Annotated in this window: 11 protein-coding genes and 1 pseudogene; 5 read left to right on the forward strand and 7 right to left on the reverse strand. The window is 23.9% G+C overall.

The window, feature by feature from the left end; genetic code table 4:
* Complete coding sequence (locus AACK81_RS05600; RefSeq protein ID WP_281749393.1) at positions 1 to 318, reverse strand: DivIVA domain-containing protein; 318 nt, start codon at positions 316 to 318, stop codon at positions 1 to 3.
* 76 nt (positions 319 to 394) lie between these two features.
* Here AACK81_RS05600 and AACK81_RS05605 point away from each other — a divergent pair, with 76 nt between their 5' ends.
* Positions 395 to 856 (forward strand): Holliday junction resolvase RecU, encoded by a 462-nt coding sequence (locus AACK81_RS05605; RefSeq protein WP_338960454.1) that lies wholly within the window; start codon positions 395 to 397, stop codon positions 854 to 856.
* Here AACK81_RS05605 and AACK81_RS05610 read toward each other — a convergent pair.
* On the reverse strand, positions 853 to 1,167 hold the full coding sequence (locus AACK81_RS05610; RefSeq protein WP_252320859.1) for an HU family DNA-binding protein: 315 nt from the start codon (positions 1,165 to 1,167) through the stop codon (positions 853 to 855). The two genes, AACK81_RS05605 and AACK81_RS05610, sit on opposite strands and share 4 nt — an antisense overlap.
* A gap of 500 nt (positions 1,168 to 1,667) precedes the next feature.
* Here AACK81_RS05610 and AACK81_RS05615 point away from each other — a divergent pair, with 500 nt between their 5' ends.
* The gene (locus tag AACK81_RS05615) at positions 1,668 to 2,048 is read left to right on the forward strand and encodes a RidA family protein (protein ID WP_338960455.1); all 381 of its coding nucleotides are present in this window, start codon (positions 1,668 to 1,670) and stop codon (positions 2,046 to 2,048) included.
* Positions 2,049 to 3,101: 1,053 nt separating this feature from the next.
* Positions 3,102 to 4,309 (forward strand): annotated as a pseudogene (locus tag AACK81_RS05620) (trans-sulfuration enzyme family protein).
* Between the two features lie 10 nt (positions 4,310 to 4,319).
* On the opposite strand, the gene AACK81_RS05625 reads toward AACK81_RS05620, so the two are convergent.
* The 4 genes from AACK81_RS05625 to tsaB all read right to left on the reverse strand — a co-directional run bounded on the left by AACK81_RS05625 (position 4,320) and on the right by tsaB (position 8,963).
* The gene (locus AACK81_RS05625; RefSeq protein WP_338960457.1) at positions 4,320 to 5,267 is read right to left on the reverse strand and encodes a type I phosphomannose isomerase catalytic subunit; all 948 of its coding nucleotides are present in this window, start codon (positions 5,265 to 5,267) and stop codon (positions 4,320 to 4,322) included.
* 33 nt (positions 5,268 to 5,300) lie between these two features.
* Complete coding sequence (locus AACK81_RS05630) at positions 5,301 to 7,406, reverse strand: fructose-specific PTS transporter subunit EIIC (protein ID WP_338960459.1); 2,106 nt, start codon at positions 7,404 to 7,406, stop codon at positions 5,301 to 5,303.
* A gap of 82 nt (positions 7,407 to 7,488) precedes the next feature.
* A complete protein-coding gene (locus AACK81_RS05635; protein WP_252320354.1) occupies positions 7,489 to 8,331 on the reverse strand; it encodes a MurR/RpiR family transcriptional regulator in 843 nt (280 codons plus the stop codon).
* A 50-nt stretch (positions 8,332 to 8,381) separates the two neighbouring features.
* Complete coding sequence (gene tsaB, locus AACK81_RS05640) at positions 8,382 to 8,963, reverse strand: tRNA (adenosine(37)-N6)-threonylcarbamoyltransferase complex dimerization subunit type 1 TsaB (protein WP_338960461.1); 582 nt, start codon at positions 8,961 to 8,963, stop codon at positions 8,382 to 8,384.
* Between the two features lie 212 nt (positions 8,964 to 9,175).
* Between tsaB and AACK81_RS05645 the strand changes: the two genes are divergently transcribed.
* Positions 9,176 to 9,889, forward strand: a complete 714-nt coding sequence (locus tag AACK81_RS05645) for a hypothetical protein (protein ID WP_338960463.1) — start codon at positions 9,176 to 9,178, stop codon at positions 9,887 to 9,889.
* A gap of 427 nt (positions 9,890 to 10,316) precedes the next feature.
* Here the strand turns inward: AACK81_RS05645 and AACK81_RS05650 are convergent, their stop codons facing one another.
* Complete coding sequence (locus AACK81_RS05650; protein ID WP_338960465.1) at positions 10,317 to 11,912, reverse strand: hypothetical protein; 1,596 nt, start codon at positions 11,910 to 11,912, stop codon at positions 10,317 to 10,319.
* A 388-nt stretch (positions 11,913 to 12,300) separates the two neighbouring features.
* Between AACK81_RS05650 and AACK81_RS05655 the strand changes: the two genes are divergently transcribed.
* Positions 12,301 to 13,251: an IS30 family transposase gene (locus AACK81_RS05655; protein ID WP_338960236.1), complete on the forward strand. Its 951-nt coding sequence runs from the start codon at positions 12,301 to 12,303 to the stop codon at positions 13,249 to 13,251.
* Positions 13,252 to 13,280 lie beyond the last annotated feature (29 nt).

Genomic DNA, 13,280 nt, shown 5'->3' on the forward strand with positions numbered 1-13,280 from the left:
TTATTCTTCATGTACAATACTTTCTAATTTGCTTAATCTCGTAATAATATCAACATTTTCTACACCTTTTTCTTCTAATTTTTGTTTTTCTTGTTTTAAAACTAAAATTTGTGTTTTTAAAATATCAATTTCTTTAAGTAACTTGTAATTATTATTTTCTAAAATTGCATTTTGCTTTTTTAGTTTATTTACAAATTCTTCTAGTATTTCATAATTAGTAGCTACTAAATCAAGAAATAAATCTACTTCTTTAGAATCATAGCCTTTATAATCAACAGTAAATTCTTTATCTATAATATCCTTTTTACAAATATTCATATTTATACCTCCTTTAATTAAAAGGAAAACTATTCCAAAGTTAGTAATATTCTATATGTAAGGGGGAATTAAAATAATGTTTTATGCTAACCGCGGAATGTTTCTTGAAACTATAATTAATTATACTATTGAAATTATAAATAATGAAAAACAAGCACTAATTTTTAAACAAAATCCACCAAGTTTATATCAAAACAATAAAATTTTTAAAGAAAAAAGTAATGTTGATTATCATGGAGTTTATCATGGTAAATATTTGTGTTTTGAAGCAAAAAGTACTAAGTCTTTAACATTACCATGAAATAATTTTAAAAAACATCAACTTGAATACTTAGAAAATGCTTTTTATCTTAATGCTATTAGTTTTGTTATTATTTATTTTTCACAACATAATGCCTTTTTCTTAGTTTTTTGAGAAAAATTAAAATTTTTAAAAGTTCAAAAAAAAGCACTGATATATAAAAAAATAGAACAAAATGGATATAAATTAGAAATTATATATCCATTTTATCTTGATTTTTTAAAATTTTTAATTTAAGAAGCTAAAGTTTCTGTTTGTTGATTAGTATGTTTTTTAAATTCAGAACTAGCTTTAAATTTAGGTGCTTTAGAAGCACTAATTACAATAGATTCACCAGTTTGGGGATTACGACCTGTTCTTGCTTCACGAATAATAGTTTCAAATATTCCAAATTTTGGTATATTAATTTTACCACCATTTGCAACTTCAACTTTTATCTCTTCAAAAAATAAATCAATAATATTAGTCGCTAAGGCAATTGTGACGTCAGACTTTTGCGCCACTATCTTAATAATTTCTGTCTTTGTTTTAGAATTACTTTTTGCCATAAAAGATTTCCTCCTAATGTTTTAAGAATTATAATTATAATGTCTATTATAGATATTATTATAACTACGTTATCTTCAAACCAATTTAAAAATGTTACTGGTCTGTAATCAAATTATATAGTAACATTTTATAAAGTGAACCATAAAATGTATTTTTTTTCTAAAAAAATGATAAAATTATTTTAATAATATTTTTTTTACACTTATAAAGGTTAAAAAATAAAAATAAAATTTAATTTTCAATACTGATAATAAAATATTAAATAAATATTTTATTAAAATTAAAATGAAAAAAATTATTAAAGTGAAAAATAATTAATTAAAAAAAAGAAAATCATGTAAAATATATTTATAGTTGTTCAAGTTTTAATAATTAATGATGCTAATTTTATATTACTATTAATTATTTAATATCACCTAAATAACTTAAAAATAACGCTACATTTTACTAATATATTCAATGATGCAAAACATAATAATTTTAGAAAGAATGATAAACTATGAAAAATATTATTCATACTCCTAATGCTCCTGCTGCCATTGGGCCATATAGTCAAGCAATAATTGCAGGTGACTTTTTATATATTTCTGGGCAATTACCAATTAATAGTAAAACAGGTAAATTTATTGGCACTGACATTTCTTCACAAACTAAACAAAGTTTATTAAATATTAAAGCAATTTGTGAAGCTGCTAATATTACTTTAAATAATATTGTAAAAGTTAATATTTTCTTAAAAGACTTAAATCACTTTGTTGAAATGAATAAAGTTTATGGAGAAATATTTGGTGCACACGCTCCAGCAAGAGCAGCAGTTCAAGTTGCTAGAATTCCCAAAGATGCATTAATTGAAATTGAAGCAATTGCTTATTTAAAATAATTTTTCTAATTTTATTTTTTTATTGCATATATAAATTTTTAACTATAAAATTAAATCAAGATTTATTTAGAAAAAGTACTTTAAAATTTAAAAAGTTTTATTCATATAATAATGATATTAGTAAAATGAACTAATATCATTATTAATGATACATTACTACACTTTCCAATTTAATATTCTTACTACAATTTCATACTTTTCTCAAAATTCTAAATATTTTATACTTAAAACAATAATAAAATACATTTTAAATAAATCTTAACTTTAAAAATAAATTATAAATTAACAAAAAATAATATTCAACATTACTTAAAGTATAAATAAAATAATAATTGAATTTAAAATATAAATTTAAAGATTACTAGTAAAAGGTAACCTTTTTTATATTCCAATTGATAATTAAATTTTAATACATATAATATAAATTTTAATTATAATAAATATTTTTATATTAAAAAATATTTATTGCATATGTAAACTTTTGAATATAAAATTAAATCAAGATTTATTTAGAAAAAGTACTTTAAAATTTAAAAAGTTTTATTCACATAATAATGATATTGTAAAATAAATTAATATCATTTTTAATGATACATTACTACACTTTCCAATTTAATATTCTTACTACAATTTCACACTTTTCTCAAAATTCTAAATATTTTATACTTAAAACAATAATAAAATACATTCTAAATAAATCTTAATCTATATAAAATATCAATAATAAACTAAAATTATATTAATTAATAAAAACTATAATAAGTATTGAATTTAAAATATGAATTTAAAGATTACTAGTAAAAAGGTAACCTTTTTTATTAAAAAAAACATTTACTATAAAATAACAAAAAGATATTATAGTATTTTCATATAAAAATTGAATATTAGATTATAACTACTTTTTTAAAACAAGATTGTTAACATTAATCTAAGATATTTATATACTTTAATAAAACTTGCTACCTTTATTTTATATAAAAGGTAGTTTTAAAATAGAAATTAAATGGAAATAACATAAAAATAAAATAAATTTATATCTATAAGGAAATAATTATGACAAAAATTAAAAAAAATAAAAATAATTACCACATTGCAACTAAATTAGTTCATTGTGGTAATTATAATGATAAATTTGGAGCCGCTCTACCTCCTATTTATCTATCAACAACTTTTGCTTTTGATAGTGCCGAACAAGGTGGTAGGATATTTAATTTACAAGAAGAAGGATATGTTTATACAAGAATTGGTAATCCAACAACAACTGTTTTAGAAAAACGAATGGCACATTTAGAAGGATCAGAAAAAGCAATTGCTTTCTCATCGGGTATGGGGGCCATTGCATCTACTTTTTGAACATTATTGAATGCTACTGACCATTTATTATCATCAAAAACAATTTATGGTGGTACTCATTCACTTATTGAAAAAGGAATATCACGCTTTCAAATTGAAGTTGATTTTGCTGATTTTACTAAACTTGATGAAATTAAAAAAAATTAAAACCAAATACTAAAGTTGTTTTTTTCGAAACACCAGCTAATCCTACTTTAGAAATTTTAGATATTAAAGCAATTAGTGATATTGTCCATCAATATAATCCACAAATTCAAGTAATTGTTGATAATACTTTTTCAACACCAATCATTACTAAACCTTTAATTTTTGGTGCTGATATTGTTATCCATTCAGCAACAAAGTATATTAATGGTCATTCTGATGTTATGGCCGGAATTGTTTGTGGTAAAAGTACTTTAATAAATAAAATTCGTTTTGAAGGATTAAAAGATTTAACAGGAGCTGTATTATCACCTCATGATGCCTTTCTTGTTTTAAGAGGACTATCAACTTTAGAATTACGATTATGAAGAGCTTGCAAAAATGCAAGAATAATTGCAGCAAGATTAAAAGAACATCCTAAGATTAAAAAAGTATTTTATCCTGGACTAACTAATTCAGCAACAGAACAAGTACTTTATGAACAACAAATGAAATTACCGGGAGCAATGATTAGTTTCGAATTAAAATGTGGATATGATGGAGGAATCAAACTATTAAATAATTTAAAATTAATAATTTTGGCAGTTTCTTTAGGTGGAGTTGAGTCATTGATTGAACATCCAGCTTCAATGACACATTCTACTTATAATGCACAAGAATTAGCAGATGCAAATATTTCAGAAGGTCTTGTTCGTCTTTCAATTGGTATTGAATATGTTGAAGATTTATGAAATGATTTGGAACAAGCATTAAAAAAACTATAATAATTATTTATTAGCAATATGCAACCATCAATAACATGTTTCCACTTAAACAAAAATCAGTATAACCATTTGGTAAAATAAATGAGTCACCTTTTTTAATACTAGTATTATCAATTATACCATTACCATCCAATACTGAGATTTGCAATCATCTAGTATTAGGATAACTATAATGCTTAATTCCCTCATTAATTAATTTAATTAACTTAAAAAACTTATTATCAACTAAATAATTATCATGACCATTAGCTTCACTACTATTTAAATCAGGAGCTAAAACAATAGTTGATGCTTCTTTCAAATGCAAATTTCGTAAATTACCAAGTTCATCTTTACGACCATAATCATATAAACGATATGTAATATCTGATGATTGTTGTAGTTCAAAAACCATAGTATGTGCCAATAAGCCATGAATTTTTAGAGAAGGAACATAAATAAATTGATCTTTTTTAATTGGAATATATTTTAATAGTTTATGTCATTGTTCTTTTACCAATCATTGATTAAACTGATCTTTGGTTTTAGCATTATGACCCAAGATAACTTTACCTTTGGGTAAACATTCTAATATATACCAACATTCAGTTTTTCCTAAACATTGATGATTTTTTTCTGCGAATTTATCATCAGGGTGAATTTGAACGCTTAAACTATCATTTGCGTCTAAAATTTTTGTTAACAACGGATATTCTTTATTAATCACATTACCTGAACTATCAAGATTAGCAAATAAACTGGGTTGCTGTTTAAACAATTCTGCTAAACTTAATCCCTTATACTCGCCATTTAAAACATAACTCATTCCATTGGGATGAGCACTAACTAATCATGCTTCACCAATTGGTGTATTTTTAGGTAAATCAAAATTAAATTTGTGTGCTAATTTTTGACTACCTCATAATTTGCGAATAAAAGCAGGTTTTAAAAAAATTATTTGTGATGTGCTATTATTCATATTCACTCTCCTAAACTTTGATTATTTGTTCAATTAAACTTTATTTTTACTATTTTTAGATTTAGATTTTTTACTATTAAATATTTTCATGATTCTTTCATTCATTAATTTAAAAACCTTAATATTACGTGATTGAATAATTAATAATCCACCATATACTAAACAAGTAACAATACTTCCAACAATAATGGCTAAAAAGAATAAAAGAATACTTACCCAAAGCACATAATTAACTGAACTAACTGCACCTAAGATAGCAACAATAGGACCACCATGACCCGCAACATCAGTTAATAAGAAAGCACCAGCAATACTACCAGCAACAGCACTACCAATAATATTACTAATAATAGCACGTTTTGGATCTCTTACTGCAAAAGGAATCGCACCTTCAGAAATACCAATACACCCCATTAACATAGCTGTTAAACCTAATGTACGTTCACTTTCATTAAAGAATTTACGAAAAATCAAAGTTGTTAAACCCATTCCAAGTGGTGCAACAGGAATAGCTGCAGCTACTGCTCCCATAAATAATTGTGAACTAGGATCAGCAGTTATCGTTGTTGAAGCTGCTAAAAAAGCAACTTTGTTAATTGGACCACCCATATCAAATCCAACCATTGCTCCTAGCAACATTCCAATTGCTGCCATTGCTTCACGTGGCATGTGGGTTAACCCATTTTGAAATTGTTCCATTATTCAACCAATTGGAGCTCCAATTGCATAAATAAAAGTGAAACTAATTAAAAATGTTACTACAATAGGAATAAAGAAAATTGGCATAATTGGAGCAATAGTCTTTGGTACTTTTCAAGTAATAATTCATCTTACTAAATATCCAACACTTGGACCAATTAATAATGCTCCTAAAAATCCAGCAGAAATCTTTGGCTCTAAACCAGCAATTGGATAAACTAATCCTGCTGTATTAGCAACATATGCACTTACTATTGCCGGAACCAAGGCAGCACGTCCTGCAATTGAATTAGCGATAAAACCAGCTAAAATTGGAATCATTAATGTAAAAGCAATACTTCCGGCTTGATTCATAAAATAAAGAAAATGATTGTGTGGTAACTTGGAAATATCAAAGTCAGCACCATAAACTGCTTTAGCAATACCAATTGATAATGCTAATATAATTCCACCAAAAACAACAAATGGAACCATATAGCCAACACCAGCCATAATATGTTTCATAATTCCTTGTTTATCAGTAGTAAATAAATCATTTGATTTATTTTCTTTTTCCGCTTTTTGTCCCGATTCTGACTTGTTTATTTCATAAGGTTTTGCGTTAGCAAAAGCATCATTAACAATACTTTCAGGATTTTTAATAACTTTGCTAATTTCTACTTTATATAATGGTTTATTATTAAAACGTTCTAATTTTAAATCTGCAACACCGGCTGATACTGCAATAATAACTAAATCAGCATTGGCAATATCAATTGCTGTAAAAGCACCTTTAATACCAATACTACCATGAGTTTCAACTTTAATATTATAACCTAAATTTTTTGCAGCAATTTCTAATTTATCTTGTGCAATATAAGTATGTGCTACCCCAACTGGACAAGCAGTAATTGCTATAATATTTTTAGTTTTTTTTGAAGAACCTTTCATATCTTCACTAATAGTTTTACTACTAGTTTCAACATTAGGTTTATTATTAATATTTAGTGATTGAATAATTGCTTTTTTATCTTTTGAATTAAATAATATTGATTGAAATTCCGGTTTTGTTAATCTTTGTGCCACTTTTGATAAAATTTCCAAGTGTTCATTACCAGCACTTTTTAGTGGCACAATTAAAGCAATTATTGCTTTAACGGGTTGTTGATCTAGTGCTTTCCAAGGAATTGGCTGTTTAAAACGCATAATAAAAATTCCTGATTTAACAATATCTTCATTACAGGCATGCGGCACAGCAACACCATCACCAAAACCAGTAGTTCCTTCTCCTTCTCTTTGTAGAAAACTATTAACTAGTGATTTTTCACTAATATTTTTTTTCAAAAAACCTAATTTTTTAGCAGAAGTTGCTATTTCTTGAAAAGCTTCTGCTTGTGTTTTACAATCAGATTCAAGAAAAACATGTTCTACTGTCAAAATATCATCTTGTTTAGACACCATACTTCATCTCCTTACTTAATAAATATTCATGACATAATATTAAATTATTATTTTTAAAAAAACAGTTTTTTTATTTAAAAAATTAATTAAATTTTTTAATTACTTTATTAGTTTTAATTCTATTTTCTAAATATCAATCTTTATGCTTTGATTTTAATAAATATGTTGTTACTAAATCATTAAAATAAGTAATAGCAAATAATGGAGAAATAAATATTTCTTGTGCTTCATAAAGTCCTGAAGAAACAATATTAAATGTTCAATCAGCATAAGTCACTAATTCAGTTTTATCTTGTGATGTAACAACTGCAATTTTAGCATTATTCTTTTTAGCAAGTTTAGCTGCTTCAACAATAGTAGCGGTTTTACCTGATAATGAAAAAAGAATTATTACATCTTCTGGAATAATTAAAGAAGCATGCATTAAAATACTATCATCATCTTTATTTAAACAGATTGATCGTAAACCAAACCGATATAATTTATTTGATAAATCTTCCGCACCTAAACCAGAATGACCAATGCCTGCTAAATAAATACAAGCTTTACGATTATCATCTATTCAATTAATAAATCTTTGTAATTCCTCATAATTAATCGTTGAATCATTTAAATCCATCAGTTTTTTATAATGTTCTTTTAAAACACTACGATCACCAAAAAACTCACGATTTAAAGCTTTGAAAGTAGTTTCTTGCGCAGCTAAACTAATGATAAATTCACGATAACCTTTAAATCCCAACTTCTTAATTAAATTATAAACAACACTATAACCAACAGTATTTTCTTTAGCCAAAGAACTAATAGTAACTTGATCCATTTTTTGACTATTCTTATTAATATAGTTAATAAGAACTTTTTCTTTTTTTGTGAAATTATTTTCTTCCTTTGATACTCTAGATCAAAAATTATCATTGATAAGCATGTAAAAACTCCTTTTTAAACTAATGTAAAATATTTAAATATTATTATTTTTTAATTATGTGATGAAAATGGATCATTAATATAATATGGTTGCAAATCTTCCATGTTTTTTACTTCGATAAAATATGGTGACAACTTTTGAAAATTTTCCACAATATTACACTTTTCTAAATTTTCAATTATTTTATAATCTAGTAAATCACTAATAATACCAATTTTAGCATTTTCATCTACTAATTGCGGCTGAATAATTATTTTTCCATTATCACATACTGCCAAATAACTTTTATTATTGTATGCTGACAAAACACTTATTGATTTTATTAATCCTGCCTGTAATAATAAACTATTAATAGTAAAAACCGTTAAAAAACTATTCAAAACTTTAAGTGTTTTGACAAAAGTAATTGCTACTCTAATTCCAGTATAACTGCCAGGACCATTTGCAATAACTACTTTTGAAATATCTTTTAATTTTATTTTGCATTTTACAAGTAAATTAGTAATAGTTGGAATTGCCAATTCTGTTTGTTTTTGTCAAGCAATAAATGATGAACTTGCTAAAATTTTATTACCTTGCAAAATCACCACTGTTAATTTGTTATTTGTTGTATCTAAATATAATTGATACATAACATCACCTTATTATTTCATTTAGTTGCTATTAATAATTTTCTAATATCTTACATACTTATTATAATATCATGTATAATGTAATTAAAATAGAAAAAATATAGAATTGTGAGTTGATCCATATGGGAATAAGAAAAAATATAGGATTTAAAAGTAAATTTTCTGATTTTTTACTTTGATTTGGGCTAATTATTGCTGTTATAGGTCTAATAATGCAATTTGCAATAGTTTTAATTGAGTATAAACCAATAACAGTTGGAACACCTAATCCTCATAATTTATGAACTCCAGATGGCCCATGAGTTGGTATTTGAACAATGATTTCTACCTTTACTATTCAATCAAATTTTTTAGTTTTTCTTTTCTTTTGTTTTGTATTAACAAATCGTTTTCATGAAAATCGCGCACAATTTGTTTTTGGGCGATTTTCATTAGCAATTACTGTTTATATTACCGTAACTCTTATCGTATTTTTTGCTGTATTATTTAAACCAATGATAAATAATTTAGATAGTAGTAATAGTATTAGCATATTAAATTTTATAAATACATTTTTATTACATTTAATAGTACCAGTGATAGTGATTTTATATTTTATGTTTTCTGCTGGTAAATACTACTGAAAACTCGGAAAACAAACATATCTTTGAATACCAATTATTTCTATTTACATGTTTGCATATTTAGGTTATGCACTTGCTAAAGGAAATTTTGTTGGTTTTTTAAGAAAAGGAACGACAGAAATTGATTATTCATTTCCATATCCATTTTTAGATTTTCATAAAAGTTTAACTACTTTCTTTATTTATATCTTTGCAATTTTAATCTTATACCTAATTTTGATGTTACTTTTTACTCTTTATAATAATATTCTTTATAAGAAAAATAATAAACCAATAGCAGCTTTAAGAGATACAAATTTTTAATGTAAAATAATTTATAAATAAAGTGTACTAGTTTATAAACTAGTACACTTTATTACTATTATTTATTATTTAAAAAATATTGAAAAATAATTGTAGGGAGGAATATATATTTGTGAAAAGTAAAATTTGAAATTGTATTATTTTTTTAAATATTATTTTGTTATTTTTTCCCTCCTTTTTCTTAATATATTTTATTTTAAAATTATATAAAAACTCCTTGTATGCTATATATGCTATACAAGGACTTAAAGTCAAATATAAAATTAAAACCGGCATTACTTAAATATTTTCTAAACATTTATAACTACCATTTTTATTGTAACTCACTAAAAAGAAAAAACAAGTAATAACATTTTTTACACTTATCATTTTATATTTTTATATAATATATTGCATTTTAACAAGTACTACTTAAAAATAATAAACTTTATTTTAAATATTTCTTTTTACGAATAATAACAACAACTATTGGAATTATAGTTAAAAAACTAATAATGAAGCCACAAATGATAATAATATTTCAATTATTAATTAACATTTTAGTTGTTAATGGTATATTAACATCTCAGGGACGATCTGAATTATTACTTTGTAAATAATTAACATAATTTTGTTTAGTAATATCACCTTGATATTGAATAAATCATGATAAAAACTCACCAGCAGCATTATTTTTTAAATCTTCAATTTTAATACTATTATTAGTAGCACTATTTAAATATTGTTGAAAACCTGCTAATAAATTATTAGTTTTTTCAAAAAAATCAGTACAATTTGGAAAATTAGGTATTTTTGTATTGCTTCTATAAACAGTAATATATTGTTCAGAAGCAGCTTGACGTTGTAAGTCAGATGTATCTAAACCTATACAATAAACTTGAAAATTACTTCCTTGATTAAGAGTTAAATTATCACCATCTTTAATAGGTGTTCCTAAATCATTTTTTGCTTTTTGTAAAGTTTGTGAATCAACTTTTCATTTTAGTCAATGTTGTTGTGAATCACTAATATTTACTTTAGCTTTCTCAATAGCTTTATTCATAACTATTAATGTATTTTTATTATCTTGTGAATTATTTTGAACTAAATATTGAGGTGTAATTACAGGATTTTCTTTAACTTTTTCATCACTAATAGTACTAAATTGAATATTTGAACTATTATTTGTTAACTTAATAGTTTTACTATAGCCACTATCTTTAACACTAACATTAAAACTAGTTGATTTTAAATGATCGTCTGGTTTATGATTTAATATTGCATAACTAATTGAACCATTATCAAAAACTTCATCATTTTTATCATTTATTAATAATTGTTCATTCTTATCATTTTTATTTTTTGCTAAAATAGCTAACATTGGTTGATTAGTATCATTGGGATTACCATTATTAAGTGGTAAAATTGCTAACCGATCTTGAACGCTTTTATGACTATTTAAAAAATCATCGCTTGGTTTAATCATATAAGGAATACTAAAATAATTATTAAAATCTGCCCTAGGATTTACCGTTGCAAAAATACCATTGTTAATCTGTGCTGGTAAACTATTATCATGGTAACCAACATAAACATAACCAAAACTAGCAATATCATTAAAACTTTGTTTAGCAACACTACGACCAATAACTTTATCAGTAAAATATTTAATACCATTATCTGGTAAGATATTATTAGCTTTGTTTTCGATTTGTTCCTTAAATTTCTTATTAACTTCTTTACTAATATCATCATTTGAATTATTATTAACCTTATTAATATCATTAAATTGTTCTGTTATTACTTCTTTATGCAATCTAATAAAATCTTCATACTTATTATTAATTGAATTTCAAGTATTGGCTTCACTAATTAAATTTTTATTATTTTCCTTAACAGTAATATGAAACCCAGAAAGTTTGTTACTGTCATTAACAGTACTAATATTAGATTGATGATTAGTAACTATCATTAAACTACTAGTAAGAGATAATGCCAAAGCCAAACTTATTGTTTTAAAACTAAAAGATAAGAAATTTGTCATTATGATTACTCCTTTTTTACCTATTATTTGTGTTTATAATTATAATATTAAATTAAGTATATTTAATTAAATACTTAAAATCTTAGTTTTATTTTAATAAAACTAAGGATATATAATCAATTATTAAACTTTTTGTTAAATCAACATATATAATTTTAATACTTATATAATTACTTATATATTCATTAAAATTATAAGGATAAAATTATATCCTTAACATTAATAATAAACTTTATTACCAAAAAATCAAGATTAAATAATTAATAAGTTAATTTTTTTAACTTGCTGAGTTATACTTGTAAGTGCAAGTAAATAAAATTGCAAAAAATTCTCATATAAAAATTTCATAATGCTAAATTTAGTTTAGAAAAAAGTAAGGAGTTTTTATATGAGTTATAAACATCTTGGCATAGATGAAAGGATTTATATTGAGAATCAATTGAAATTTAAATTTAAAATTAGTGAAATAGCTAAAAATCTTAATCGAAGTATTAGTACTATTATTCGAGAAATTAATAGAAATAAAGATAATAATCATTATTTTTCATTAATTGCACAAAATAAAGCTGAAAATCGAAAACAATCACATATTAGTTTTCATAAGTTTAAAAATAAGAATTTAGTAAAATATGTACAACAAAAATTACTATTAGGTTGATCACCTGAACAAATTTATGGCAGAATTAAAAATTTTCATAAAGAGTGAGTTATTAGTTTTAAAACAATTTATACTTGAATTTATTTTGGAATGCTTGATAAAGTTACTAGTAAAAATTTAAGAAGAAAAGGTAAAAAACGAAAATCTAAAGAAAATCGTGGCAAGTTTAATGGTAAATCAATTAAAGAACGAGATATAAATGTTAATGATCGTATAACACTTGGTCATTGAGAAGGAGATACTATAGTATCATCACGAGGTAAAAGCAAATCATGTTTAATAACTTTAGTTGAAAGAGTATCACGATTTACTTTAGCAATATTAGTTAAAAACAGAACTACTAAAGTTATTAATAAAAATGTTAGTTATTATTTATCAATTCTTCCTAAAAACATTGTTAAAACTATTACTTTTGATCGTGGCAAAGAATTTTCAAATTGACAACAACTTGAAAAAAATTTAGATATAAAAATTTATTTTGCCAATCCATATTCACCTTGACAAAGAGGTACTAATGAAAATACTAATGGTTTAATTAGAGAAAAATTTCCTAAAAAATTTATTTTTTCAAAAACTAATAAAAATGAAGTTCATAAATTTATATTGTCTTTAAACCAAAGACCAAGAAAAATACTAAATTATCTTTCACCAATCGAATATTTGGATAGAAAAATAATTTAGTTGCACTTACCTTTACAATTTAGCACTTA

This window comes from Spiroplasma endosymbiont of Lasioglossum villosulum (assembly GCF_964020195.1).
Lineage (GTDB): Bacteria > Bacillota_I > Bacilli_A > Mycoplasmatales > VBWQ01 > Spiroplasma_E > Spiroplasma_E ixodetis_A.